The 25,237-nt window shown below is 65.9% G+C and carries 20 protein-coding genes; 8 read left to right on the forward strand and 12 right to left on the reverse strand.

From position 1 onward, the window contains the following. Positions 1 to 4: 4 nt before the first annotated feature. The 4 genes from BAU07_RS18470 to BAU07_RS18485 form a co-directional block, all read right to left on the reverse strand. Positions 5 to 982 (reverse strand): ABC transporter permease, encoded by a 978-nt coding sequence (locus tag BAU07_RS18470; RefSeq protein ID WP_066660625.1) that lies wholly within the window; start codon positions 980 to 982, stop codon positions 5 to 7. Beyond that, on the reverse strand, positions 979 to 3,219 hold the full coding sequence (locus tag BAU07_RS18475; protein ID WP_066660627.1) for an ABC transporter substrate-binding protein: 2,241 nt from the start codon (positions 3,217 to 3,219) through the stop codon (positions 979 to 981). The genes BAU07_RS18470 and BAU07_RS18475 overlap by 4 nt, the downstream gene beginning before the upstream one ends. A gap of 126 nt (positions 3,220 to 3,345) precedes the next feature. Continuing rightward, entirely contained in the window at positions 3,346 to 3,882 is a 537-nt protein-coding gene (locus tag BAU07_RS18480) for a thermonuclease family protein (RefSeq protein WP_232338359.1), read from the reverse strand. Positions 3,883 to 4,201: 319 nt separating this feature from the next. After that, positions 4,202 to 5,239, reverse strand: coding sequence for a magnesium and cobalt transport protein CorA (locus BAU07_RS18485; protein ID WP_084025857.1), 1,038 nt, complete (start codon positions 5,237 to 5,239; stop codon positions 4,202 to 4,204). A 168-nt stretch (positions 5,240 to 5,407) separates the two neighbouring features. Between BAU07_RS18485 and BAU07_RS18490 the strand changes: the two genes are divergently transcribed. Together BAU07_RS18490 and BAU07_RS18495 are read left to right on the forward strand one after the other, a co-directional pair. Beyond that, complete coding sequence (locus BAU07_RS18490) at positions 5,408 to 6,442, forward strand: DUF72 domain-containing protein (protein WP_066660630.1); 1,035 nt, start codon at positions 5,408 to 5,410, stop codon at positions 6,440 to 6,442. Beyond that, positions 6,439 to 6,669, forward strand: a complete 231-nt coding sequence (locus BAU07_RS18495; RefSeq protein WP_066660632.1) for a hypothetical protein — start codon at positions 6,439 to 6,441, stop codon at positions 6,667 to 6,669. Before BAU07_RS18490 ends, BAU07_RS18495 begins: the two co-directional genes overlap by 4 nt. A 59-nt stretch (positions 6,670 to 6,728) precedes the next feature. Here the strand turns inward: BAU07_RS18495 and BAU07_RS18500 are convergent, their stop codons facing one another. Further along, positions 6,729 to 8,816, reverse strand: coding sequence for an ATP-dependent helicase (locus BAU07_RS18500; protein WP_066660634.1), 2,088 nt, complete (start codon positions 8,814 to 8,816; stop codon positions 6,729 to 6,731). Between the two features lie 282 nt (positions 8,817 to 9,098). Between BAU07_RS18500 and BAU07_RS18505 the strand changes: the two genes are divergently transcribed. Continuing rightward, positions 9,099 to 9,548 carry a PA2169 family four-helix-bundle protein gene (locus BAU07_RS18505; protein WP_066660636.1) on the forward strand — a complete coding sequence of 150 codons (450 nt, stop codon included), beginning with the start codon at positions 9,099 to 9,101 and terminating at the stop codon, positions 9,546 to 9,548. 146 nt (positions 9,549 to 9,694) lie between these two features. Next, positions 9,695 to 10,603, forward strand: coding sequence for a DUF72 domain-containing protein (locus BAU07_RS18510; protein WP_066660642.1), 909 nt, complete (start codon positions 9,695 to 9,697; stop codon positions 10,601 to 10,603). Positions 10,604 to 10,654: 51 nt separating this feature from the next. Here BAU07_RS18510 and BAU07_RS18515 read toward each other — a convergent pair whose 3' ends face one another. Further along, positions 10,655 to 12,538 carry a TRAP transporter large permease gene (locus BAU07_RS18515; RefSeq protein ID WP_066660652.1) on the reverse strand — a complete coding sequence of 628 codons (1,884 nt, stop codon included), beginning with the start codon at positions 12,536 to 12,538 and terminating at the stop codon, positions 10,655 to 10,657. A gap of 8 nt (positions 12,539 to 12,546) precedes the next feature. Then, positions 12,547 to 13,569 carry a TRAP transporter substrate-binding protein gene (locus BAU07_RS18520; RefSeq protein ID WP_066660653.1) on the reverse strand — a complete coding sequence of 341 codons (1,023 nt, stop codon included), beginning with the start codon at positions 13,567 to 13,569 and terminating at the stop codon, positions 12,547 to 12,549. Between the two features lie 135 nt (positions 13,570 to 13,704). Here BAU07_RS18520 and BAU07_RS18525 point away from each other — a divergent pair, with 135 nt between their 5' ends. The 4 genes from BAU07_RS18525 (at position 13,705) to BAU07_RS18540 (ending at position 17,625) form a co-directional block, all read left to right on the forward strand. Then, positions 13,705 to 14,517: an SDR family NAD(P)-dependent oxidoreductase gene (locus BAU07_RS18525; protein ID WP_232338161.1), complete on the forward strand. Its 813-nt coding sequence runs from the start codon at positions 13,705 to 13,707 to the stop codon at positions 14,515 to 14,517. Between the two features lie 304 nt (positions 14,518 to 14,821). Next, complete coding sequence (locus BAU07_RS18530; protein ID WP_066660655.1) at positions 14,822 to 15,658, forward strand: inositol monophosphatase family protein; 837 nt, start codon at positions 14,822 to 14,824, stop codon at positions 15,656 to 15,658. Between the two features lie 158 nt (positions 15,659 to 15,816). After that, positions 15,817 to 16,761: a serine O-acetyltransferase EpsC gene (gene epsC / locus BAU07_RS18535; protein WP_066660657.1), complete on the forward strand. Its 945-nt coding sequence runs from the start codon at positions 15,817 to 15,819 to the stop codon at positions 16,759 to 16,761. A gap of 6 nt (positions 16,762 to 16,767) precedes the next feature. Continuing rightward, positions 16,768 to 17,625, forward strand: a complete 858-nt coding sequence (locus tag BAU07_RS18540; protein WP_066660666.1) for an NAD-dependent protein deacetylase — start codon at positions 16,768 to 16,770, stop codon at positions 17,623 to 17,625. A gap of 249 nt (positions 17,626 to 17,874) precedes the next feature. On the opposite strand, the gene BAU07_RS18545 is transcribed toward BAU07_RS18540, so the two are convergent. The 5 genes from BAU07_RS18545 to BAU07_RS18565 all read right to left on the reverse strand — a co-directional run bounded on the left by BAU07_RS18545 (position 17,875) and on the right by BAU07_RS18565 (position 25,208). Beyond that, complete coding sequence (locus tag BAU07_RS18545) at positions 17,875 to 19,053, reverse strand: AI-2E family transporter (RefSeq protein WP_066665544.1); 1,179 nt, start codon at positions 19,051 to 19,053, stop codon at positions 17,875 to 17,877. A 176-nt stretch (positions 19,054 to 19,229) separates the two neighbouring features. Next, complete coding sequence (gene galE / locus BAU07_RS18550; protein WP_066660668.1) at positions 19,230 to 20,267, reverse strand: UDP-glucose 4-epimerase GalE; 1,038 nt, start codon at positions 20,265 to 20,267, stop codon at positions 19,230 to 19,232. Positions 20,268 to 20,322: 55 nt separating this feature from the next. Then, positions 20,323 to 21,720, reverse strand: a complete 1,398-nt coding sequence (locus BAU07_RS18555) for a phosphomannomutase/phosphoglucomutase (RefSeq protein WP_066660669.1) — start codon at positions 21,718 to 21,720, stop codon at positions 20,323 to 20,325. Positions 21,721 to 21,729: 9 nt separating this feature from the next. Next, a complete protein-coding gene (locus BAU07_RS18560; protein WP_066660670.1) occupies positions 21,730 to 23,979 on the reverse strand; it encodes a polysaccharide biosynthesis tyrosine autokinase in 2,250 nt (749 codons plus the stop codon). 92 nt (positions 23,980 to 24,071) lie between these two features. Continuing rightward, positions 24,072 to 25,208, reverse strand: a complete 1,137-nt coding sequence (locus BAU07_RS18565) for a polysaccharide biosynthesis/export family protein (RefSeq protein ID WP_066660672.1) — start codon at positions 25,206 to 25,208, stop codon at positions 24,072 to 24,074. Positions 25,209 to 25,237: the final 29 nt, after the last annotated feature.

A 25,237-nucleotide genomic window follows, 5' to 3' on the forward strand; every position in this document is an offset into this window, starting at 1 on the left:
GCGCTCACTCGAATCGCACGCGGGGGTCGGCCAGCGTGTAGGAGATATCGGCCAGGATCAGCCCCACGATGTACAGCGCCGAGCCCAGGAACACCATGGCGCGGACGATGGAAAAGTCCTGGCCATTGATGGCGTCGATGGTATAGCTGCCCAGTCCGGGAATGCCGAAGAACGACTCGGCGATGAGGCTGCCCATGAACAGCAGCGGCAAGGTCGCCACCGTGCCGGTCAGGATGGGCAGCATGGCGTTGCGCAGCACATGGCGGAACAGCACGACGGATTCGGTCAAGCCCTTTGCCCTTGCCGTGCGCACGTAGTCCTTGCCTATTTCCTCCAGGAACAGCGTGCGGTAGAAGCGCGCTTCCGGTCCCAGCCGCGATACCACCGCCACCAGCACCGGCAAGGCCAGGAATTTGAGCGCATCCCAGCCGCCGGCGAAACCGGAATATGGAACGAGCCGCAGAATCTTGGAAAACATCCACTGCCCCGCAATGATGTAGAACAGTCCTGATATGGACAGCAGCACCACGCAGGTCACGACGCCCCAGAAGTCCAGCCGCGTGGCGCGGAAAAACACCAGCAGCAGCGAAAACGCGATGCTCGCCCACAGCCCCAGGATAAAAGTGGGCAGCGCCAGGGCCAGGCTCGGCCCCATGCGCGTGCGGATCTCGCGTCCGATATCGCGGCCCGCATCCGAGGCACCGAAGTCCATGCGCAACAGCGGGACGGAACGGCGATAGAAGATCGTATCCGTGAAGCGTTGCGTCCCGGGCGCGGCCTCATTGAAGAACAGGGGCTTGTCATAGCCGCGCTCCGCCTTCCATTTCTCGATGGCGTCCTGGCTGATACGTTGTCCGCCGATGGACAAGCGCGCCATATCGTCCGGTGTATTGACGGCGAAGAACAGCAGAAAAGTGAACAGATTCACGCCGACCAGAATGAGCACGCCGTACAGCAGGCGGCGGATGATGTATGCAGTCATGGCGCCTCCTTCACCGGCGCGCCGGCGTGGCCGAAGGCGGTTTCCCTTTCGCGGCGGCGCATGGCGCGGTAGGACGGCCATACCACCGCCACGGCCACCAGCACCAGCAGCGCCAGCGGCCACCATAGCGGCCGGTTCCATTCACGGATCTTGGCGGTTCGCAGGGCGGGGTCGATTTTCATGTACTGCAAGGTATTGCGTACCATCTGCGTCGGCTTGGCATTGCCCACCCACTGCTGGTATGCGCCGCCGGACATCGGGAAATAGCCGAACATCCACGGTGCGTCGCGTTGGACGATCGCCACCATGCGGTCGATGATCGCGGCCTTCTCCGGCCCATCGTCCAGGAACTTCATGCGGTCGAACAGCGCGTCGAATTCGGGATTCACGTAGTTGGCGGCATTTTCCCCACCGGACGCCGCCTTCGCATTCGGGCCATACAGCAGGAACAGGAAGTTTTCCGCGTCCGGATAATCGGCGTTCCAGCCCCAGAAGAAAAGCTGCGCGGTGCCGCGCCGCATCTTGTCCTGGAAACGGCTGTAATCGGTGGACCGCACGTCCAGCTGGATGCCGAGCTTGTCGAGCTGCCGGCGCATCCAGTCGAACATCGGGCTCGCGCCCATGCCGGTCATGGCGTCATAGTGCAGCACCAGCGGCGCCCCGGTCACCGCGTCGCGGCCGTTGGGGTAGCCGGCCTGCGCCAACAGCTGCCGGGCCACTTCGATGGACTTGCGTCGCGGCTTGCCGTCGACAAGATCGTAGACGACCGGATTTACCCCTTCGGGCGCGGCCTTGTAGCCCAGGACTCCCGGCGGCACGGGCCCGTAGGCCACCTCCGCCTGGCTGTTCTCGAAGATGGCGATGTATTCTTCCCAGTCGAAGGCGATACTGATGGCCTGGCGCAGCTTGCGATTGCGTTCCTGACGTTCCGGCGTATCGCCCTTGCCCACGACCGGGTCGTTCCAGTTGAAGCCCATGTACCAGTTCTGGGTCTCCACCGTGGTCGGCAGCTGGATGCCGTGCTCGCGGTAGCGCGCGGCCTTGGCGGGAGAGTCGCCCGCCGCCACCAGCATGGCCACGCCATACTCGCCCCGTTCGAGCTGAGGAATATCGTAATAGCCCTGCATGAACTTGCCGCTCAAGGGCGTCGATTCCTTCTCGATACTGAACACCACGCGATCGATAAAGGGCGTCGGCTTGCCGCAATCGGCCAGCAGCCCGGCGGCCTGGTCGCGTGGCTCGCCCGCGCAAGGATAGGGTTCGCCGTGGAAGTTCGGGTTGCGCGCCAGGACGTGGCGGCGGTTCTGCAAGGACTCCACCATCATGTAGGGGCCCGTGCCCACCGGCCAGGTATTCAAGGACAGGTTGCGCGTCGCCATGCCAGGCTGGCTGTAGAAGCGCTCCGCCTCCCAGGGCACCGGCGCGGTGAACGTCATCGCCAGCCAGTACTTGAACTGCGGATACTTGCCCTTCACGCGGATGCGCAACGTATGCGGATCGACGGCGGTCACGCCTTCGAAACTCCTTTGCCGCAGGTCCAGCCAGGGCAGGCTGTGCTGGCCCGGTCCCATCCGGGCACGCTCTTCCTGGTCCTGGGCCCGCAACTGGTCGCCGTACGCCTTCATGCCGACGATATAGTCGGCCATCAGCGAATAGATGGGCGACACCAGCCGGGGACTGGCGAGCCGCCGGAAGGCATACACATAATCGTCCGCGGTCAGCTCGCGCGTGCCCGTTTGGGGGAAGTCGGGGATGGCGGATTTGTCGTCCAGTTCGCCCGGGGCCAAGGGGAAGTACACATAGCCGCCGTCGGGCTTGCGGGCGAAGGCGGGATGCGGCTGGAAGCGGATGCCGGGCCGGATCGCGATTTCGTAGACACTTTCGGCGATCGATTCCCCCGGCGCGTCCTCCGGGAGCACCCTGCCTTGGGCATCCAGGTAGACGGGCGCATCGATGCGCGCCGCCGCGCGGGGAATCAGGCGATACGGCCGCTGCAGGTAGTCGTAGCCATACAGGGGCTCATAAACGTTGTACGTGAACGGCGTTTCGTCCACGGAATAGGAACTGGCCGGGTCCAGGAACTTGGGTGAATTGCGGGTGAACGCCGTGAACAGCGTGTTCTCTTTCTCCGCGCCCGCCGGATATGGGCTATTGATAGGGCTGTGCGGCCCGCATCCCGCCAGCACGGCCATGACGCACATCGCCGCCATGGCCCCAAGCCGCCTGATACTCCCCATGAATGGTCCCGTTCCTGCGCACGAGTCGATATTGGGGTGAAGAATAGCAAACCGGCCTCAATAATAGGACGGATTACCTTGCATTTCGGACTGGCCGGCCCAACCGCGGGGTGGATGGAGACAGGCCTACCCGCACTTGCCCTCCTTCCAGCAGGCGTGGCGCCACACCCATGGCGGTACGGCGCCTGGCCGTGCCCACATGCCCTTGCCGGCCTCGCGCGCGGCGCGCTCGATATCCGGCAGACCGCGGTCGCGCAGGTATTCTCCGCGCCGCACGGTGTTCGCCCAGGCATAACCGGCGGCGACCTGCGCGCGGTTCGCCGTTTGTCCATCTGGACCCGGCAGGTCGCACACATCCCGCCCGTATCGATCCTTTTCGTAGCAGCGCGCGGTCAGTATGCGACCGGCCACCATCCCGTCCAGGCTGCGGCGGGCGGCCTGACCGAAGGGCTGGCCCGGCTTTTCCTTGCCATGGCCCAGTTCGGGTGCGTCGATACTGGCGAGGCGGATGCGGTGCTGTCCGTCACTGGCGAGCAACGTGACGGTATCGCCGTCCGCCACATGCACGATGCGACCCTGCAATTGATAACCGGGACCGGCCGGCGCGGGAGCCCGGCCTGCGGAACAATACGCCACGCCGCCGCCGAGCAAAGCGACGGCCAGTGCAATGATGGGACGGGAAACACCCAGCCGCCGCAGCAGGATCCGCACAGGACCCGCGAAGGCGGATGAAATGGCGCGACGAGGGGCGATGATGGACCTCCACAACAAAGCCCCGCATATTACCGTGCGACCGCCGTGCCACTCGGGTCCGGATAGCGGCCGGCCGGCGTTCCTGCCGGCCGTTATGGCACCGCGAATGATATCGGCGCTCCGCCACCGCCTCAGCGGGCCGGCCATCGTCAGCCATGACGACTGCACCACCGTGATCCCCGGCGATTACCGCCTTGCCGACCGCCCGCGCATCCTCGTGCAGCCGTGGCTACAACCACCCGGCGCGCCGGAAGCGCCAATACAGCAGCCCGCACGCCAGGCCTATGCCGGCCAGCGTCATGGGATAGCCGTATTCCCAGGTCAGTTCCGGCATGTGCTGGAAATTCATGCCGTAGATGCCTGCCACCGCGGTCGGCACCGCGAGGATGGCCGCCCAGGACGCCAGGCGGCGGGTCGTATCGTTCTGCTGCGACTGGCCAATCATCAGGCTGGCCTCGAAGGCGAAGGCCAGTGCGTCGCGCAGCGCGGATACCAGCTCGTCGACCCGCGCGACGCGGTCCGCCACCTCGGCGAAATACGGCCTGGCATGCGCGTCGATCGCCGTCATTTCGACCCGCGCCAGGCGCCGGCAGATCTCGGCCATCGGCGCGATCGCATTATGGATGCGCAGCAGGTCGCGCCGTTGCCGGTACAGCCTTCGTATGTCCGAGTCCTTGGCGCCGCGTATCAGGAGCTTCTGCTCGGCGTTCTCCACCACGCCTTCGAGACGCGTCACGGCCTGCACATACCGGTCCACCAGCAGGTCCAGCAATTCCGACGCGATGTAGTCGCTGCCGCGCGCCAGCAGGTCCGGCGCCGCTTCAAGCCGCTCGCGCAAGGTGCTGTGCGGCGCCGTGGACCCGCGCCGTATCGTCAAGAGAAAGCCGTCGCCGATCAATAGCTGGGTTTCTCCGAACATGGGCCGGTCGCCTTCCACTTCGACCGTGACGGCGACCACGAGCACCACATTGCCGTAGTCGATGATCTTGGGCCGCCGATGCGGCTCGCGGATTTCTTCGAGCGCCTTGGTTCCCAGTTGCAATTCCTCGCCGACGCGCGTCACCAGGTCGGGATGCGGGTTCTTCAGGCCGACCCATAGCAGGCGTTCATTCTGGCCCACGTAGCCATGCATATCCGAGATCGGCACGTCGGCGCTGCGGCGGCCGTGCACATAGGCCACGGACGCCACCACCTCGCCGTTGTACCCCGTGCTGCCCGGCTGTGCCGCCAGCCCGTCGGCAGGCTGTTTCGATTCGGAATCCGGCATACCGCGTCCTCGCCTTGTATCGCATGCAATGGCCGGCCTTTGCGTCGCGGTGTCCGCGCTCGCTGTGCGGCCGCGGACGATGATAGCACCGGGGGTCGGCCGCGCATCGCGCCGATGGGCACAGCGCTTGCACCCTGTCCCGCCTATTGTCCCGCAGGGAACCCACGCATGGCTGAACGTCTCCAGAAGCGCCCGGCCGCCATCCGCATCGGCATCTCCGGCTGGCGCTACGATCCGTGGCGCGGCAACTTCTATCCCGGGGATCTGCCGGCGTCGCACGAACTCGCCTACGCCTCGCACCAGGTATGCACGGTGGAAATCAACGGGACCTTCTACTCGCTGCAGAAGCCGCAGAACTTCGCCGACTGGCGGGATGCCACCCCGGGCGGCTTTGTTTTCGCCGTCAAGGCGCCGCGCTTCCTGACCCACATCCTGCGCCTGAATAACATCGACGAGCCGCTCGCCAACTTCCTGGCTTCCGGGGTGCTGGCCCTGCGCGAAAAGCTGGGGCCCATGCTCTGGCAATTGCCGCCCACCCTGCAATTCGACCCCGCGCGCCTCGAGGCCTTCCTGGACAAGCTGCCGCCCGATACGGAGGCCGCAGCCCGTCTCGCACACCGGCATGGGCCGCGCATGCGTGGCCGCAGCCTGGTCGATACGGACGCCAGGCGGCCCTTGCGCCATGCGCTGGAGATACGGCATCCCAGTTTCGCGTGCGCGGAATTCGTCGATCTGCTGCGGCGTCACAACGTCGCGCTCGTCACGGCCGATACGGCTGGCAAATGGCCCTTGCTGGAGGACGCCACGGCGGACTTCGCGTATATCCGCCTGCATGGCGACAAGGTGCTTTACAGCAGCGGCTACACCGCGGAAGCCATCGCCGATTGGGCGCGGCGCATCGACGCCTGGGCGCGCGGCGCCACGCCGCGCGGTGCCCGCCTTGCAGGCCCGCGCACCCGGAACCGCGGCCCGCGGGACGTGTACTGTTATTTCGACAACGACATGAAGGTCATGGCGCCACGCGACGCCCGTGCCCTCATGGCGGCGTTGAAGCTGCCCATGCAGCCCATCGAACCGGCGCGGGACGGCACGGCGGTTGCTGATGTGCATACGGAAGGCACAGTTCCCTCCTCTCCCATCCCCAGGAAATTCGCGGCGGCAAATGCGGGCGATCCCGCCGCGACAGCCAGGAGCATGTCATGACACAAGACACCAAGAAAGGCAGCAGCAAGGATTCGGCAGACCAGAAGAAGACTGACGATGTGCGCACTTACCAGGAAGCGCTGGACGAGGCCGTGGAGGAAACGTTTCCCGCCAGCGACCCGATTTCCCCAGGCGTCGCGGAAAAGGCCGAGCAGAAGGTCCGCACATCCAAGGATGACGTCGACTGGAAGTCCAGCCAGGACAAGGGCGGAGCCAAGAAGAACTGATACAGGGCCTTGACGGCACCGGCCTGGCGGCCGCGTCCCGCCCGGCCGGCGCCCCGGCACTAGAACAGCTTGCGCAGACGGGCGCCGACATCCACCTGGGCCACCGGCGCCGCCGCGGCGCTGCGCAGCGGCGGCAAGTCCGGCGCCTTGGGCAAGGGCTCGAATAGCGGCGACATTTCGTCCGGAATGAAACGGGTGCGCGAGCCGTAGACGTGCCGGTCGCCCATGCCGGTCTGCTGGTGCACGTAGAACCGTTGCGGCACGATCAGGTGCAGGTCTTCCTTGGCGCGCGTCATGGCGACGTACAGCAGGCGCCGTTCCTCTTCGATTTCCTCGCTCGACCCCGTGGCCATGTCCGAGGGAATACAGCCGTCCACCACATTCAGCACGTACACCGACTTCCACTCCTGCCCCTTGGCCGAATGTATGGTGGACAGGATCATATAGTCCTCGTCGCGCAGCGGCGGGCCCGATTCGGCGCTGGTGGCGTCCGGCGGATCAAGGGTGAGCTCGGTCAGGAAACGTTCGCGCGACGCATAGCCGGCCGCGATACGGGCCAGTTGATCCAGGTCCGCCTTGCGCACCCTGGCGTCCTCGTACAGTCGTTCCAGGTGCGGCGCATACCAACGCAGCGCGATATCGAGGTCCGCCGGCCAAGTCAGCCCTGGGACCGACAGGTCGCGGTAGGCCTGGGCAAAGCCCTGCCAGTCCTCGCGGGCGGCGCTTCCCGGCTTGAAGGCGGCCAGGGCGGCCGCGGGGTCCGTGGCCGCGTCCATCGCATCCAGCAGGCGCGCCGCGGTGGCGGGACCCACACCCGGCACGAGTTGCGCGACACGAAATCCCGACATGCGGCTGCGCGGGTTCTGCGCCCAGCGCAGCAGCGCCATCAAGTCCTTGACGTGGGCCGCTTCCAGGAAACGCAGGCCGCCGAATTTCACAAACGGGATGTTGCGCCGGGTCAGCTCCAGCTCGACGGCCGCGCTGTGCCCGGATGCGCGGAATAGCACCGCCTGGGATTTCAAGGTGGCGCCTGCCTCACGCTGCGCCAGTACCTGGTCGGCCACCCAGCGGGCCTGGCCGGCCTCGTCGCTGACGGTGACCAGCTTGGGCTTGTTCGAAGACTTGCGTTCCGTCCACAGTTGCTTGGCGTGGCGTTCGCGCGCCAGCGCGATCACGGCGTTCGAGGCGTCCAGGATGGGCTGCGTCGAGCGGTAATTGCGCTCCAGCGTCACGACCTTGGCGGGCGCGGCGAACTGGCCGGGGAAATCCAGGATATTGCGCACCGTCGCGGCGCGGAACGAATAGATCGCCTGCGCGTCATCGCCCACCACGGTCAAGCCCCGGCCATCCGGCTTCATGGCCAACAAAATGGCCGCCTGCAGCCGGTTAGTATCCTGGTACTCGTCCACCATCACATGGTCGAATCGCCCGCCCACATCCTGCGCGATGGCGTCGTGCGTCATCATCTCTGACCAATAAAGCAGCAGGTCGTCGTAGTCCAGCACCTGCTGCGCCTGCTTGGCCTCGACATACGCGCGGAACAGGCGCTTGAGCTCGGCTTCCCATTGGGCGCACCAAGGGAACACCTCGTGCAAGAGCTCATCGAGCGGTGACTGGCTGTTCACGACGCGCGAGTAGATCGAAAGGCAGGTCCCTTTCAAGGGAAACCGCGACTCCGTCGAGGACAAGCCGAGTTCATGGCGCAGCATTCCCATCAGGTCTTCGGAATCGCCACGGTCGTGGATGGTGAAGGATTCGGACAGCCCGATACGGGTGGCGCATTCGCGCAGCAGCTTGGCGCCGATGGCATGGAAAGTCCCTGCCCATGGCAGGGCGGGCGGCACCTGTCCCGCCCGCATGCGCAGCACTTTCTGCAATACGCCCCCCACACGCCGCTCCATTTCGATGGCCGCGCGGCGCGAGAAGGTCAGCAGCAGCATGCGCTGTGGATCCGCTCCGTTCAGTATCAGGTTCGCCACCCGGTGCGCCAGCGTGCTGGTCTTGCCCGAGCCCGCGCCGGCGATGACCAGCAGTGGCCCGGCTTCGGCCGCGCGCACCCCGTAGTCGGCGGCCTCGCGCTGGCGCGGATTGAGGTCGGCCAGGGGATCGGGTGCATCGGCGCCGGAGACGGCGGAGGGCTGGGACATGACGAGCGGCTATGGAAAATGACGGGATGAAGGGATCGCCCTGGCCAACTGCCTTCGGACCGACCGGTCGCCCGCGCGAAGGCGCCAGGGTGACGCTGTTTCCAGGTTGGGAGCGGATGAGCTGCAGGAGCCTCGGCCCGGCAATGATACTGGATAAAACCTCAGTTCAACGGCCGCCGCCGGGTCGCGCGCCGCAACCGGCCATAGGTATGTCGCTTGCTGTGCATTGCGACACGCGCCATGTGGGGCGGCGTGCTTGTTCAACCCATAAAGGAGAATTCCATGGCGGACCGTATCGTCAAACTACTGAATGACCTGGTCGAAACCAGCAAGAACGGGGAAAAAGGCTTTCTCGCGGCTGCCGAGGACACGAAGAATCCGGAATTGCGCGGGCTGTTCCAGAACCGGGCCAACGACTGCGCTGCCGGCGCAGCGGAATTGCAAGCCGTAGTCACCCGGCTGGGGGGCAAGCCGGAAACGGGCGGCAGCGTCGCAGGCGCGGTACACCGGGGCTGGGTGCACCTGAAGTCCGCGGTGACGGGCCGATCGGACGCATCGATCCTGGAGGAATGCGAGCGCGGCGAGGACGTCGCCAAGCATGACTACACGGAAGCCCTGCGCGAACCCCTGCCCGAAGACATCCGCGCCCTGGTCCAGAAGCAATACGAAGGGGTGCTTCGCAACCACGACCAGATCCGCGATCTGCGCAACCGCTATCGCGACAACGCCTGACCTGAACGTCGTTCCCGCCGTGGCGCCCATACTGCTTCAAGCGCGCCATGGCGGCCCCGCGCCACAGCGGCGCCACCCCATGCAGTAAAGCCCGCGCACTGGACGCGACGTACCGCGCATCGGGGGCTTCGGCTATCGTAGCGGCTATGTCCATACTCGTTGGCACCGCCTCGTGGACCGACAGAACCCTGCTTGCCTGCGGTCGCTTCTACCCCGCTGACGCCGTGACGCCCGAAGCGCGGCTGCGGCATTACGCGTCGCGCTTTCCCATCGCCGAGGTCGACTCCAGCTTCTACGCCCTGCCCTCGGCGTTCAACGCGCAAGCCTGGGCCACGCGAACCCCGCCCGGCTTCGTCTTCAATATCAAGGCGTTCCGCCTGTTCACGGGACATCAGACGCCGCTGTCGGCCCTGGACGCGGATCTGCGGCGCGAACTGCCGGACAGCGCGGGCGACGCCGTCTTTATCGACCAGGTGCCACGCGATATCCGGCAAGAGGCGTGGCGGCGCTTCATCTTCGCGATGGAGCCGCTACGCATGGCCGGCAAACTGGGCGCCGTGCATTTCCAGTTCCCGCCCTGGATACGCGCGGACCCCCGCGGCCAGGCGCGGGTGGCGGACTGCGTCGCGCAGTTGGAGGACCATGTCGCCTCGGTGGAACTCCGGCATCGCAGCTGGTTCGAACCGGCGCGGGCGGCTGGGACGCTGGAGTTCCTGCGCGAACTTCGTGCCATCCATACCGTCGTGGACGCCCCGCAGGGTTTCGAGAACACCGTTCCGGCGGTGTGGGAGACCACCCGCCCCGACCTCGCGATCGTACGCCTGCACGGGCGCAACGCGCGCACATGGGGAGGCGGCGGCGACGCATCGTCCAGTCGCTTCACCTATGAATACACCACGGCGGAACTGGAGGCGCTGGCGCGGCAGGTGCGCACACTGGCGCAGCGCGCCGGGCGCACGCACGTGATCCTGAACACCAATTTCGAAGATCAGGGCATGCGCAATGCACAAGGCCTGGCGCAGGCCCTGCGCGATCTCGATGCCCCCGTTGCCTAGGGGGCTGTGCGCGGTCGACGCCCCCACGCACGAGCCCCGCGCGTCACTTGGCTACTTCAGGAAGCCGATGGACAACCACGGCACGGCGGCCACGATGACCAGCCCCACGGCGATCGATACCAGGTAGCCCACGATGGCCCGCATGCCGCGGTCCGGCGGTACCCGGCTGATGGCGCACGCCGCGTAATAGCCCACCCCGAAGGGCGGCGCGAACAGGCCGATGCCCATCGCCAAGATCACCACCATCGCATAGTGCACCTCGTGTATGCCCATCTGGTGCGCGATGGGAAACAGCAAGGGCCCGAACAGCACGATGGCCGGAATGCCCTCCAGCACGCTGCCCAGGATGATGAAAGCCACGATGGACACTGCCATGAAGGTCACGGCACCGCCCGGCAGTTGGGCCATCATCTCCGCCAGTTGGTGCGAGAAGCCGGATTGGGTCAGCGCCCAGGCCATGCTCGTCGCGGCGCCGATGATCAAGAGAATCGACCCCGACAGGCACGCCGTGTCCACCAGCATGGGCCATAGACGTTTCCAATCGAAGCGCCTATAGACCAGCAATCCCACCAGCGCGGAATAGACGATGCCGATGGTCGAGACTTCCGTTGCCGTGGCCACACCCTCGACCACGGCCGCGCGGATGACGAACGGCAAGGCCAGCGCGGGCAGCGCGATCATCAGCGCGTGCAGGATTTCGCTGCCGCTGGCGCGCGCCACGTCGGCGCGCTCGTGGCGGCTGCGGCGCCAGACCACGAAGCACAGCATCAATCCCAGGACCACCCCTGGCAATAAACCGCCGGTGAACAGGGCGGTGATGGATACCCCTGTTACCGAGCCGATGGTGATCAGCACCAGGCTGGGCGGTATGGTTTCCGTCTGCGCGCCGGTGGCCGAAAGCAGCGCCACCAGTTCGCCATCTTGCGCCCCGCGCTTGCGCATTTCCGGAAAAAGCACGGGCGCGACCGCCGCCATGTCGGCCGCCTTGGCGCCCGAGATGCCCGACACCAGATACATCGCACCGATCAGTACATAGGAAAGCCCGCCACGCACATGCCCCAGCAGGCTGGCGAGAAATCCCACCATGCGCTCGGCCATGCCCGTCATTTCGATCAGCACGCCCAGGAACACGAACATCGGCACGGCCAGCAGGATCAGATGCGACATGCCTTCATCCATGCGCCCCACCACCACCATCATCGGTGTCCCGGTGGTCAATGCCAGATAACCGAAGGTGGCCAAGCCGAAGCAAAAGGCGATCGGCACACCGGCAAACACGCAGATCGCCACGACGCCGACGAAGAAGATCACCAGATTGGCATTGCCCAGGCCGGCGAACAGCGGCTGGAGCGCCGTCATGGCGCCGACGATCGCGGCCACCAGCAGCAGCGCTGCGAGCGCCAGCTTCCAGCGCACGCGATCGGCCAGGCGCAGCACGGCGAAGGCGATCATCAAGGCCGTGCCGACCGGTAACGCGGCGGCGCGCCAGACATTCGCGATTTCAAGGGCCGGGGTGGTGACGTACTGCTCTTCCACTGCATACTCGTAGCCCGGCATGGCGATCATCAACAGAAAGGCCAGGGACGCCGCGATCGCCACCAGGTCCAGGAAGGCGCGCGTCGCCGGCGTAGCGCGATTGACGATGGCAGTCATGCGCATATGTTCGCCGCGGTGGAAGGCCACCACGGCCCCCAGCATGGCAAGCCACAGGAACAGGATGGACGCCAGTTCGTCGGACCACACCAGCGGCGCATGGAAGACATAGCGTGCCGCGATGCCGGCGAACAGAATGACGATCTCCGCCACGACCAGCGCTGCGGCCGGTATTTCCACCAACCGGCCCAGCGCGGCGTGGAGCGACGCCGCATACGAACGAGGCGCCGCCGCCGCGCCGCTTACCGGCGCAGCGGCAGGCTCTGCGGCCTGCGTTGGCATGGCGCGCCTCACGACAGCTTGCCGACCGACTGCTCGAACACGCCCCAGGTCTTCTCGCCGTACTTGGCCTGCCATTCCTTGTAGAACCCGGCTTTGCGCAAGGCTTCGCGTATCGGTGCCGGATCCGGCGTATTGAAGACCATGCCTTGCTGCGCCAGCTGGGTCTGGACCTTGCCGTTCAGGTCGACCACATCGGCGCGCATCTTGATGCCGGCCTCGTTGATATGCCGCGTCACGATGGCCTGGATGTCGGCAGGCAGTTTTTCCCAGGCACGGCGGTTCATCAGGAACCAGAAGCCGTCCCACATGTGGTTGGTCATGGAACAGTATTTCTGTACTTCATACAGCTTGGCGGTCTGGATGATCGCCAGCGGGTTTTCCTGTCCGTCCACCACCCGCGTCTGCAGCGCGGAGTAGGTCTCGTTGAAATTGATGCTGGTGGGCGCCGCGCCCAGGGCCTGGAACATGGAGGTCCACAAGGGGCTGACAGGCACGCGGATCTTCAGGTCCTTGAAGTCCGCGGGACCATTGATGGGACGCGTGCTGGTCGTGACCTGGCGAAAGCCGTTGTCCCAGATCTTGTCCATGACAAGCAGGCCCTTGGCCTGGATTTGCTGCCGCACATAGGCACCCAGCTCGCCGTCCATGGCCTTCCACACGGCATCGTAGTTCGGAAAAGTGAAACCCACGCCGCTGATCGACGCGGCGGGCACCAGCGTGGACAGGATCAGGCCCGACAGCGTGAAGAACTCGACGCCGCCGGATCGCAATTGGCTCAACGTGTCGGTGTCGGAGCCCAGTTGGCTGCTGGGAAACACCGCCAGCTCGAAGCGACCGTTGGTCTCTTTGCCGATGGCTTCGGCTGCCTCTCTCGCACGAACGTTCATGGGGTGCGTGGCGGGCAGGTTGTTGGCGTATTTGTAGCGAAACTCGGGTGCCGCGATCGCGCGGCGCGCCGGCGTCGCAGCCAGCATCGCGCCTGCACCCACGCCGGCGGCGGCCAGCATCAACTTGCGTCGGGTCGTATCCATCCTATGTCCTTTTGTTTGTCTCCGGTCCCATGCTCCAGGCGTCGCATGGCGACGACCCCGGTGTATCGCCAACGCGCCGCGGCACTGCAACCAGAATCACGGCCCTCCCCGCGCGTGGCGAAAGTATTAGATCATATGAATGTCCGCGCGGCGCATGCCGGCGGCACCCATAACGACAAGGAGGAAGACATGGAGCGCAATGCCAAGGTGGTCTTGGTGACGGGAGGCGCGTCGGGCATCGGCCTGGCCGTGGCCCACGGTCTGCTGGGCGAAGGATGGAAGGTCGTCGCGGCGGACGTGGCGGCCCGGAACATCGAAGCGGCGCGGGCCGCCCTGCCGCACGAGCGTGCGCGTTGCGTGCACATGGACGTCACCGACGAAGCCGCCGTGGCCGCGGTCCTCGAGGAGATCGACGACGGCTTCGGCGTATTGGCCGGCCTGGTCAATTGCGCCGGCATCGGCCGCGATGTGCCTTTCCTCGAGACCGACGCCGCGCTGCTGCGCCAGACGCTCGAAGTGAATCTGGTCGGCACTTTCATCGTGGCGCGCGAGTCGGCCCGCCGCATGCGGTTGCGCGGCCAGGGCTCCATCGTCAACATCACCTCGGTCTCCGGCATCCGCGGCAACCTTGGCCGGGCGGCCTATGGCGCGTCCAAGGGCGGCGTGATTACCTTGACCCAGGTCATGGCGGTGGAGCTGGCCGAATATGGCATCCGCGTGAACGCCGTCGCGCCGGGTCCTGTCGACACGCCGCTGGTCAGCCGCATGCACACGCCCGAAGCGCGCGAGCGCTGGCTGCAGCACGTGCCGCAGAAGCGCTACGCGCAGCCCGACGAATTGTGCGGGCCCATCGCCTGGCTGCTGGACGACCGGCGATCCGGCTTCGTCACCGGCCAGGTCGTTTCCGTCGACGGCGGCTTTACGGCGGGCGGCCTGGTGCGCCCGTGATTTATCCCCACATTGTGTGGACAAGCCTAGGGATAGCCCTCGGGCAAATCCAAAAAACCCTTGAGGGGCAAGGACTTGCCGCTGGCGCGCAGCTTCCGCCCAGCGCCGGCCCTGCGCTTTATCCCCATGTTTTGTGGACAACCCTTGGGATAGTGTTGGGGTAGACGGCAAAAAGCCTTGCGCCTCAACCACTTGCCGGCGTCGCTCAGAATGGGCCCAGGAGCGTCCGGCCGCCGGCCGCAACCACACCGGGGCGAAAGAACGCCATGCCATGGTAGATTCGCATTCGCTCCAAGGGATAGCCATGCTTCGATCGTTCAGCCGTGAAGAAACCCGACGCCTCGCCGCGCTGCTGGCCGAAGCGTCGGGCGCCGAGATCATGCCGCGATTCCGTAATCTCGGCGTCGATGCCGTGCGCAACAAGACCTCGGCGCTCGATCTGGTCACGGACGCCGACGAAGCGGCGGAACGCTACATCGGCGAACGCCTGGCGCGTGCCTACCCAGGCGCGGTGCTGGTGGGCGAGGAAGCCTGTTCGCGCAACCCCGCGCTGCTCAACGTGTGGATCGACGCGGAGCTGGCCTTCCTGATCGACCCGATCGACGGCACGCGCAACTACGTGGCGGGCCTGCCCTTGTTCGGGGTCATGGTCGCCGTGGTGAGCCGCGGCGAAATCATGGCCGGCGTCATCTACGACCCGATGTGCCGGGACAGCGCCATGGCGGTGCGCGGCGAAGGCGCGTGGCTGGAAAACGAACACGGCGTGCAGACACCGCTGCATGTCGCCCCGCCCGTGCCGGTGGACCAGATGACCGGCCTGGTTGCCACGCAGCATCTGGACGATCCCTTGCGCAGCACGGTGCACGCCAACAGCCTCGGGCTGGCGTCGGCCACCATCTTCAATTGTTCGGCGCATGAATACCGCATGCTCGCAAGCGGCCATGCGCATGTGCTGCTGTATGGAAAGCTGATGCCATGGGACCACGCGGCGGGATGGCTGCTGCACCATGAGGCAGGCGGCTATTGCGCGCATTTCGACGGCTCGGCGTACAAGCCGACCCACCGCAGCGGCGGTTTGCTCTACGCGCCGGATGCCGGCAGCTGGAAAGCCGCGCGCCGGCTCCTGCTGGGCGCTGACTGAGCCATAAACCCTGCCCACCGCAAGGTTTGCCGGCGCAATGCCGCGAGCGGCGCGGTACATTAAGGCACCAAGACCCGTCCACGCGCGATTGAACCCGCCGTGGACCCGCGCGTCGCCGCTTGCGCGGCCGCCCTAATCCCGTTTGCCGTCTCAGCGCCATGAATGCACCCCTGAACCACAGCGTCGCCTCCTGGAACCTGGATCGCATCGTCTCCGAACTCCGCACCGTGCGAACGGAATGGCGGCTGCCGCTGGGACGCCTGCGCGACGCTGGCGGACGCGAATTTCCCTCGCAGGAAAGCCTGCGCCAGATCATCAAGGATCTCTGTGGGGCGATGTTCCCGATGCGCCTGGGTCCCATCGACCTGCGCGAAGAGGTCGAGGACTTCTACGTTGGCCATACCATCGGCACGGCGCTGGATGCGCTGCTGCACCAGGTACGGCTGGAACTGAACTACGTGGAACGCAACCGCGGCGCCATACGCCCGGAGACGGAACAGCGCGCGGTGGAAATCGTGCGCGAATTCGGCGCGCAGTTGCCCGCGATACGGCGTCGGCTGGACGCCGACGTGATAGCCGCGTACCAGGGCGACCCGGCGGCCCGCAGCGTGGACGAGGTCCTGCTGTGCTATCCCGGCGTGCTGGCCATGATTCATCACCGGCTGGCGCATGAACTGTATCGCCTGGGCGTTCCCCTGCTGGCTCGCATCGTCGCCGAAATCGCGCATGCCGATACCGGCATCGACATCCATCCCGGTGCCACCATAGGACGCAGCTTCTTCATCGACCATGGCACGGGAGTGGTGATCGGCGAGACTGCGATCATCGGCGACCGCGTGCGGCTCTACCAGATGGTGACGCTCGGCGCCAAGCGCTTCCCGCCCGGGGAAGACGGCGGGCTCAAGAAGGGACTGCCGCGCCATCCCGTACTGGAGGACGATGTCGTGGTGTACGCCGGGGCCACCATCCTGGGGCGCATCACCATCGGCCGCGGCTCCATCATCGGCGGCAACGTATGGCTGACGCGCGACGTGCCGCCAGGCTCGAACGTCACGCAAGCCGGGACCTTGAACGCGTCGCCCGACGCCGGCCTGGGTGGCTGAACAGCCATGGCGGGCGATCTGCATCCGCTGCGCGACTTCGTGCTGGCGCATCGCCGGCTGTTCGTGCTGACGGGCGCGGGCTGCAGCACCGGGTCCGGCATTCCGGATTACCGCGACAGCGAGGGTGCGTGGAAGCGCCGCCCGCCGATGGACTTCCGCACGTTCATGGACGACGCGACAGCGCGGGCGCGCTACTGGGCGCGCGGCATGATCGGCTGGCGGATGTTCGGCAACGTGGCGCCCAATGCCGCACACGCGGCGCTGGCCGAACTGGAACTGCAGGGACGGTTTTCCGTCCTGGTGACCCAGAACGTCGACGGGCTGCACCAGGCCGCGGGCAGCCGCGAGGTCGTGGACCTGCATGGCCGCATGGACCAGGTGCGATGCATGGAGTGCGGACATACGCTGCCCCGCACCGCGATGCAGGATCAGCTCGTATCGTTGAACCCGGACTGGCAGGACCTGGACGCGACCGATGCGCCGGATGGCGATGCCGACCTGGACGGCCTGGACTTTTCCAGCTTTCGCGTTCCGCCATGTCCCCTGTGCGGCGGCATCCTTAAACCCGATGTGGTGTTCTTCGGCGAGGCCGTCCCGCGCGACCGGGTGGCGCGCGCCGAGGATGGACTGGCCCGGGCCACGGCGGTGCTGGTGGTCGGCTCGTCCCTGATGGTTTATTCCGGCTACCGATTCGTCGCTGCCGCCAGCCGAGCCAGCCTGCCCATCGCCGCCATCAACCTGGGTCGGACCCGCGCCGATACGCTGTTCAGCCTGAAAATCGAACAGGCTTGCGGCGAAGCCCTGTCCCGCCTCCTGGACATGCTCCCCGCGACGCCTGTGCGCGACCCTGTATTGCCCGCCTGAGCGGGCGCGCATGGGCAGGAAAGCGATTGCCAAAATACCGGGGACGGGCACCTTGACCGCCGGCCGGACGACGTCCCAGGCGCCGCTCCCGGACCTGAGACGATTTTGACCTGCCGGGCCAAGCCCTTGTTCCAATTGGGTTTTTGTCTCCTGTGCCCATGCTATCCATAGGGTTGTCCACAGAAGCTGGGGATAACAATGCGGGCCGGACAACGGCATGCCATGCATCCGGGCGGGGTCGCAACGCGATTACTCGCCCAGGAATTCGGCCACGCCTTGAAAACCCTCGACGTGATCCGCCACCACTTTGACGATGACCGCGATGGGAATCGACAGCAAAGTGCCCCAGATCCCCCATATCCAGGTGAACAGCAGCAGGATGACGAAAACGGCGACGGGGTTCATTCTGGCGATGCGCCCGGTCATCCATGTCTGCACGACGAATCCAATCAGCGAGGCGATCATCAGCGAGACCCCGACCACCAGCAAGGCCGGCCCAACCTCGCCGAACTGCACGACGGCCGCCACGCCGGTGAAAACGGCGACCAGCAGCGGCCCGAAATACGGAATGACGTGCAGGGCGCCCGCCACCACCGCCCATGTGCCGGCATTGTCCAGGCCTATCCAGCGGAACGCCACCCAGGTCAACAGCCCCAGCAGGACATTGGTCACCACCATCATCATCATGTACAGCCGGATCGAGCGGTGTATCTCGTCCAGCATGTGCACGCTGATCTTCTTCTCCGTCAGGGTATGGCCGCATATCTTGATGAATTTGCGTTTGAAGATATCCCCGGACAGCAACAGGAAGAAGACCAGGAAGATCACCATCAGGCCCTGCCCCAGGAAGGCGGCGACACCCATGGAGCCTGCCAGCAGCATGGCCTCCAGCTTGTCGGCAGGACGCTCCACGACCACGCGCGCGCCGCCCGCCGGCTGCTTTTCGGATGCGCTGACGGCATTCGTCGCCGAGCGCAGCTTGTCGAGTATGGAGCCATTGCCGGTTGTGAAGCCCTCGATGGTACGGGACACCTTCTGTGCCGTCTGCGGCAGGCTATCGACGATGGACCATACTTGTCCACGCAAGGACAGCACGCCAACCACGATAAGCGCCACCAGCGCCGCCACCACCACGCTGGCCGCCAGGGCCAGCGGCAGCCGCAGGCGGCGATGCAGGAAGGACACGGGCGGTTCCAGGGCGTACGACAGGACGATGGAGATCACCAGCGGGATGACGAAGTCGCGCGCCAGCTGCAAGGCGAACACCACGGCGAGTACGGCGATGATGGACAGTGCCGCATGACGCCGATCGAAGGCGCGCGGCGGAGGCGCGACGGTCGCCGCGGCCTGTGCCGCGTCCCCCGCCGGCGCCGCTGCCCGCGCCGGGGCGGGATGGGTCTCAGGTGCACGCCCGCCCGGCCCAGACACGCCGGGACCTGAAGGCGCATGCGCGGCGGCCGGACGGCCTGTACGCCGGGGCGGAATGCGAGGCTGGGGACTCATGGCACGGGACGAAAACGCAGTGGCATACCGGACGTTCCAGACGGCGACGGCCGCGAAGACGGGACCGCAGAGCAAGCCCCGTGCCCAGGCAGCCCGCGGCGTCAGCGCATGGCGCCGTACCCCTGGGGATTGGATTGCTGCCAGCGCCAGCCGTCCTGGCACATGCTTTCAACGCCGTGCCGGGTTTCCCAGCGCAGCAGCCGCCTCGCCAGGCTGGCATCCGCCCAGACGCGATCGACATCGCCCGGGCGGCGCGCCTCGATCTGGCAGGGAATGCGCAGGCCATTGACGCGCTCGAAGGTGCGCACCAGCTGCATCACGCTCGTACCCTTGCCCGTGCCCAGGTTGACCGCGACGAACCCGCTATGCGCGCGCGCATAGTCCACCGCCCTGACATGTCCGGCAGCCAGGTCCATGACGTGCAGATAGTCCCGCACGCCGGTGCCGTCCTCGGTGTCGTAGTCGTTGCCGAACACCTTCAGGTAGGGCTGCCTGCCCACCGCTACCTGGGTGATGTAGGGAAACAGGTTGTTGGGCGTGTCGCGCGGGTTTTCGCCGATCAGGCCGCTGGGATGTGCCCCTATGGGATTGAAGTAGCGCAGCGTGACCGCGCTGAACGCGGCATCGGCCGCGCAGGTGTCCCGCAGCATTTCCTCGACCATCAATTTGGTGCGTCCGTAGGGGTTGGTCGGCGCCAGGGGATGCGATTCCGTGAAGGGCAGGAAGCGCGGCACGCCGTACACCGTTGCCGAGGAACTGAAGACCAGGCGGCGCACGTCATTGGCCTGCATGGCGGCGAGCAAGGCGATGGTGCCCGCCACATTGTTGTCGAAGTATTTGAGCGGATCGTTCACGGATTCGCCCACCGCCTTCACGCCGGCCAGGTGCAGCACGCACTCGATGGGTTTGCCCTCGCGCCGCTGCACCGCCATCAGGGTTTCGAGGAATCCGGGCGTGCGTATGTCGCCTTGCACCAGCGGGATCTCGGCACCGGTGATCCGTTCGACACGGCGCACCGCGTCACGGCTGCCGTTGCACAGGTTGTCGACGACGAGGGGCTGGTAGCCCGCCCCGACGAGTTCTATCAGGGTGTGGCTGCCGATATAGCCGGCGCCGCCCGTGACCAAGAGATATGCCATGCCTGCTCCTATTTGCCTAGGCCTTTACACACTGGGAAGGGGCCCCGCACCGGCCCTAGAACGGCAGGCGCAGCCCGGGCGCCACGCTCAGCAGCTGGCGCCGGAAATCCTCCTGGATGCGCGACAGGGCTACGCCGTTGTCGCCTTCGAAACGCAGCATGACCGCCGGCCGCGCGGTGGACGGACGGGCAAGGCCGAAACCATCTTCGTACTCGACACGCACGCCCTCCAGATGGATGATTTCGCGCGCGCCCAGAAAATGGCCCTGCGTGCGCAGGGCCTCGACCAGCTGGAAGTGATCGCCGTCGGGCGTGTCGAGGCATAGCTCCGGCGTCACGCAGGATTGCGGCAGGCTGTCCAGCACCGCGGAGGCATCCTCGTAGCGCGACAGGATCTCCAGCAGGCGCGCGGCGGCGTACAGGCCGTCGCTATACCCGTACCAGCGATCCTTGAAGCGGATGCGCCCGCTCATCTCGCCGGCTAGCAGCGCCCCGGTCTCGCGCATCTTCTCGCCGATATGAGCGTCGCCGCTGCGGCTCACCACCGCGGTTCCGCCCAATGCCTGGATTTCCCGGGCCAGGTTGCGGCTGCTCTTGACGTCATGGATGACGCAGCCGCGACGCCGGCTCAGGACCTGGCGCGCAAGAAGTATCAACAGCCGGTCGGCGCAGATGGTCGCGCCGGATCTGCTCACCACCATGAGCCGGTCGCCGTCACCCGGTATGCACAGGCCCAGTTCGCAATCGGTATAGCGCAGGTGGGCGACAAGTTCGGCCAGCTGGCGGCTGCCGCCGGGGGAGGCCGCCTCGGCGGGGTAGTCGCCGGTCATCTCGCACGCCAGCTCGGTGACCTCGCAGCCCAGTTCGCGCAGGGCATCCGGGGCCAGCACGCCCGCAACCCCATGGCCGCAATCGACCGCCACCTTCATCGCGCGGTCCAGCCGCACATCGCTCGCCAGCCGCGATATGTAGCAATGGCCCGCGTCGATCTGTGCCCGTGCGCCGGGCGTTTCCGCACCGGCGCCCGCGGACTGCATGCGGCCACGCAAGGCGCGCAATGCGGGCCGGCCCAGCGTGACGCCGTCGAGCATGACCTTGAAGCCGTTGTAGGCATCGCTGTCGTGCCCGCCCGTTACGGACACCGCCGCGCCGGTATCCGTCAGGCGCGCCGCGAACCACACCAGTGGCGTCGTCGCCATGCCGATGTCCACCACCGTCATGCCGGTTTCGCGCACCCCGGCCTGGAGGGCCGCCGCGAGCTCCACACTGCTCAGGCGCGCGTCCTTGCCTATCACGATGGCGCGGCAGTCCAGTTCGGCCGCGTATCCGGCCAGCGCGACGCCAAGGGCATGCGCGAAGCGGGCGTCGATATCGCGGCCCACCCGCCCCCGAATATCGTCCGTGCGAAACGCCTCGGCCGGGAACTCCAGGTTCGGCACACCCGATGAATCCATGGTGCCCCGCTACGGCTGGTTTTCGCCGTAGTACGACGCACGCGAATAGCGATACGGTCCGTACTTGGAGCGATAGCCCAGGCCCTCCGACTGGAGCTTGAGTCCGTTGAAGACCACGCCCGCCACCGGCGCACCGGCCTGTTGCAGACGCTTGGCGGTCTCGCGGATCTCGCCCACGGTGTTCATCCCGGAACGCACCACCATCATGACTGCCGCCGCATGCGCGCCCACCACCGCGGCATCGGAAGAGGACAGCACCGGCGCGGTATCGACGATGACGATGTCGTAATCCGCCGCCATGGCGTGCAGGCATTCCCCGAAGGCTTCGGACGCCAGCAGCTCAGACGGGTCGAAGGTGACCTTGCCCGTGGAGATGAAATCCACGCCGTTCATGATGTTGCGCTTGGTGACGGCCTCCAGCGGCACGGTCCCCGCAAGCACTTCGAACAAGCCGTTCTCCGCCGAGGTGGCGAAATACCGGTTCAGCGTACCGCGGCGGAAGTCCGCGTCGATCAGCAGCACCCGCTTGCCAACCGCCGCCTGGATGAAGGCGAAGTTGGCCGACAGGAAGGATTTGCCGACGCCGGCGATGGGACCGGTGAACACGACAATGTTGTTCGACGAATCGCGCATGGCGACCTGCAGCACCGTACGGAAGCTGCGCAGGCTTTCGATCGGGGGGGTGCTGCCGTTGCTCTGCGCAAGCAACGCCGGGATGCGCGCATTCTTGCGACGGGCGCGGCGCCACAGCCGGTTCTGCAACTCGCTGAAGGGCACGGTGGCGAGCACCGGCAAGCCGGTGTAGCGTTCGATCTCGTCCGGATCCGTCAGTCCGCCGAACAGCGCATTGCGCAGGAAAGCCACGATAACGCTCAGCACCAGGCCCGCAAGCGCCGCCACGCCTATCACCATCGGCGCTTTCGGGCTGAGCGGCTTCTCGGCCGCCACGGCGGTATCCACCACCCGCACATTCCCCACCTTGCCCGCGCGGATCATGCGCAACTGCTGGGCATTATTCAAAAGCCCGGTGTAGAGATCCGTGTTCACCTTGACGTCGCGCGTCAGGCGCACCACGTCCTGCTCCAGATCCGGCAGTCCGCGGATCTTGGTGTTCAGCCTGTTCAGGTCGCCGGTGATGGAGGCGATCTGGCGGTCGATGGCTTCGATGCTGGGATGCGAGCCGGCGAAGCGGGTCACCAGTTCCTGGCGGCGCGCCTTCAACTGGAAAATGCGGTTCTGCGCCTCGACGGACTGGCCCAGTACCAGCTTCGCCTCTTCACCGAGATCGATGGTGCCGCGCGAATTCCGCAGGGCGTTATAACGGGCCTCCGATTCCTCCAGCTGCTTCTTGAGCACCGGCAATTGCTGGTCGAGGAATGCAAGCGACTTCTCCGCCTGCGCCGTCTTCCGGTTGGTATTCTGGCGCACGTACTCCTGGCCGATTTCATTCAGCACCGCCGCGGTCAGGACCGGGTCCTGTCCCTGCAGCGTGACGCCGATCACCCCGGACTGGCGTCCGCGCTCGAAGATTCCCATGCGCGCCTGCAGCGACTCGATGGCTTCCAGGCGGGAATCGCGCACGATCGTGAAATGCGTCTCGGGCCGGCCCTGCAGGGCGTCGATCTGCACCTCGATCGCGCCACCCGGCACCTCGAAGCGTTCGAGCTGGCCGATGCGGCCCTCGAAGCGGCGGTCATGCACCGGATCGATCAACTCATAGGCGCCGCCGCCCAGCGCGACCACGCGCAGTTTCTTGCCGATCAGGTCGTCCGGTACATCGATACGGTTCACCTGGATGCGCTCGCCCCCCCAGGCATACCCGCCGGGGATAGCCTGCAGCAAGGCGGGCGGCAACGCAAAGCTCTCCTGGTGCTTGGCCAGCCAGCGGCCCACCACCGGGAAGTAATCCGGCGTCGCGTGGACGTAGAGCTGGTAATAGTCGACGGCATGGCCGACGACCAGCCGCGACCGCAGGATTTCCATCTCGCCCGACGCGGCCTGCTTGACATCGAAGATGGACGACACGTCGCCGAGCATGCTGCGGGCCGCGGTGGGCACTTCTTCTTCCACCTGAACCGCGATATCCGACTGGTACACAGGCGCCTTCAACATGTAGACGGCCACACCGATCAAGGCGGCGAGCACCGTGACCACCACGATCATGAAACGGTTCGCCAGCAATACGTCCACGTAAGACATCATCGGGGTGTCGGGCGTACGGGCACCGGCGTATTCGAGCTGGAGAGGAGGCTGCTTCATTGTCGACTCGCTAGTAGGAAGGAAGAGCATGCAGAACGTATCCACACGCCGCGGCCCGCATCGCAGTGCCATGCGGGCCGCGCGCGGAGGGATTACTGATTGATCGAATGAACCGTCTGGGCTGTCTGCGCGCTCGGGAACAACAGCGAGATGAAGCGGTTCCATCGCACCAGGTTGCCCGCGTCGACGAACACCACGTCCTTCGACTGCAGGGGGAACTTCTGGGCGACCGCCATGGCCTGCGGCGAAGCGCTGTCTAGGTGGAACACCTCCGGTGTGGCGTTGGGCATCGAACGGACAACATAGATGTTGGTCGGATTACTGGTCAGCTGGCTGGGGCCGCCGGTCTCGCCCAGCGCGTCGCCGAGCGTCAACACACCGTCGCGCATCATCAGCGCCAGCGGCTGCGTTACTTCTCCCATCACGTACACCTTGTTCTCGTCACGCGGCACCACGCGCACGATGTCGCCGGACTGCAGCAGTATCGAGTTCGGGTCGATACCTGCCTGCGTCAGCGCGGGCAGATCGACGCGTACCGTCTGACCGTTGCGCGTCACATAGACCCGGCTGCGATCCGCTGTGGGAAGCACGCCGCCGGACCGGTTGATCGCCTCCGTCAATGTCATCGGGACATCGGTGATCGGCATCGGGCCGGGCGTCTTCACCTCGCCTTCCACGTATACGCGTTTGCTGCGATAACCTAGCACGCGCACCGTGATTTGAGGATCCTGAATATAGTTGGCGGAGCTGCGTATCAGGGCATTGCGCACCTGGGCCTCCGTCATCCCGGCCACCTTCATAAGGCCGACATAGGGGAACTGAATGGTGCCATCCGATGACACGGGATAGCCCGGAATACCAGCCCCCGTATCGCCAAAGGTCACCTCCGTGGGTCCTGTCCCGATGCTGTAGGTTTGCGTCGGAAGAACTAGTTCGGGGTGGTCCCACACCACGATAGAAAGGATGTCGCCCGGCCCGATCACGTAAGGCCTGGCGACCCCGATTAGTTTACGAACGTTGTCACCGACCGGTTGTTCCTGCAAGCGGGCCTGCTCCATGGCAAGCTGCGGCGTGATCTGCTTGACCTCGACGCGCGAGTTCGGATCGTTCGGATCGACCAGAAAATCCGATTGATAGCGCATGCCAGGAGAGAAGGCGCATGCGGCTAGCGTAGATACGAGCGCTACCAACATACCGGCTCGGCAAAGCTTGCGAAAGATCGTATTCATTGGCGTTCCACTGTTAAGGGCCGGCTGTC

Origin of the sequence: Bordetella flabilis, from assembly GCF_001676725.1 — a bacterium.
Taxonomy (GTDB): Bacteria; Pseudomonadota; Gammaproteobacteria; order Burkholderiales; family Burkholderiaceae_B; genus Bordetella_C; species Bordetella_C flabilis.

Excerpts from the sequence above, each read along its gene's own strand:
- BAU07_RS18470 (WP_066660625.1), bottom strand. The coding sequence starts at position 982 with ATGACTGCATACATCATCCGCCGCCTGCTGTACGGCGTGCTCATTCTG.
- BAU07_RS18475 (WP_066660627.1), bottom strand. The coding sequence starts at position 3,219 with ATGGGGAGTATCAGGCGGCTTGGGGCCATGGCGGCGATGTGCGTCATG.
- BAU07_RS18485 (WP_084025857.1), bottom strand. The coding sequence starts at position 5,239 with ATGCCGGATTCCGAATCGAAACAGCCTGCCGACGGGCTGGCGGCACAG.
- BAU07_RS18490 (WP_066660630.1), top strand. The coding sequence starts at position 5,408 with ATGGCTGAACGTCTCCAGAAGCGCCCGGCCGCCATCCGCATCGGCATC.
- BAU07_RS18495 (WP_066660632.1), top strand. The coding sequence starts at position 6,439 with ATGACACAAGACACCAAGAAAGGCAGCAGCAAGGATTCGGCAGACCAG.
- BAU07_RS18500 (WP_066660634.1), bottom strand. The coding sequence starts at position 8,816 with ATGTCCCAGCCCTCCGCCGTCTCCGGCGCCGATGCACCCGATCCCCTG.
- BAU07_RS18505 (WP_066660636.1), top strand. The coding sequence starts at position 9,099 with ATGGCGGACCGTATCGTCAAACTACTGAATGACCTGGTCGAAACCAGC.
- BAU07_RS18510 (WP_066660642.1), top strand. The coding sequence starts at position 9,695 with ATGTCCATACTCGTTGGCACCGCCTCGTGGACCGACAGAACCCTGCTT.
- BAU07_RS18515 (WP_066660652.1), bottom strand. The coding sequence starts at position 12,538 with ATGCCAACGCAGGCCGCAGAGCCTGCCGCTGCGCCGGTAAGCGGCGCG.
- BAU07_RS18520 (WP_066660653.1), bottom strand. The coding sequence starts at position 13,569 with ATGGATACGACCCGACGCAAGTTGATGCTGGCCGCCGCCGGCGTGGGT.
- BAU07_RS18525 (WP_232338161.1), top strand. The coding sequence starts at position 13,705 with ATGAATGTCCGCGCGGCGCATGCCGGCGGCACCCATAACGACAAGGAG.
- BAU07_RS18530 (WP_066660655.1), top strand. The coding sequence starts at position 14,822 with ATGCTTCGATCGTTCAGCCGTGAAGAAACCCGACGCCTCGCCGCGCTG.
- epsC (WP_066660657.1), top strand. The coding sequence starts at position 15,817 with ATGAATGCACCCCTGAACCACAGCGTCGCCTCCTGGAACCTGGATCGC.
- BAU07_RS18540 (WP_066660666.1), top strand. The coding sequence starts at position 16,768 with ATGGCGGGCGATCTGCATCCGCTGCGCGACTTCGTGCTGGCGCATCGC.
- galE (WP_066660668.1), bottom strand. The coding sequence starts at position 20,267 with ATGGCATATCTCTTGGTCACGGGCGGCGCCGGCTATATCGGCAGCCAC.
- BAU07_RS18555 (WP_066660669.1), bottom strand. The coding sequence starts at position 21,720 with ATGGATTCATCGGGTGTGCCGAACCTGGAGTTCCCGGCCGAGGCGTTT.
- BAU07_RS18560 (WP_066660670.1), bottom strand. The coding sequence starts at position 23,979 with ATGAAGCAGCCTCCTCTCCAGCTCGAATACGCCGGTGCCCGTACGCCC.
- BAU07_RS18565 (WP_066660672.1), bottom strand. The coding sequence starts at position 25,208 with ATGAATACGATCTTTCGCAAGCTTTGCCGAGCCGGTATGTTGGTAGCG.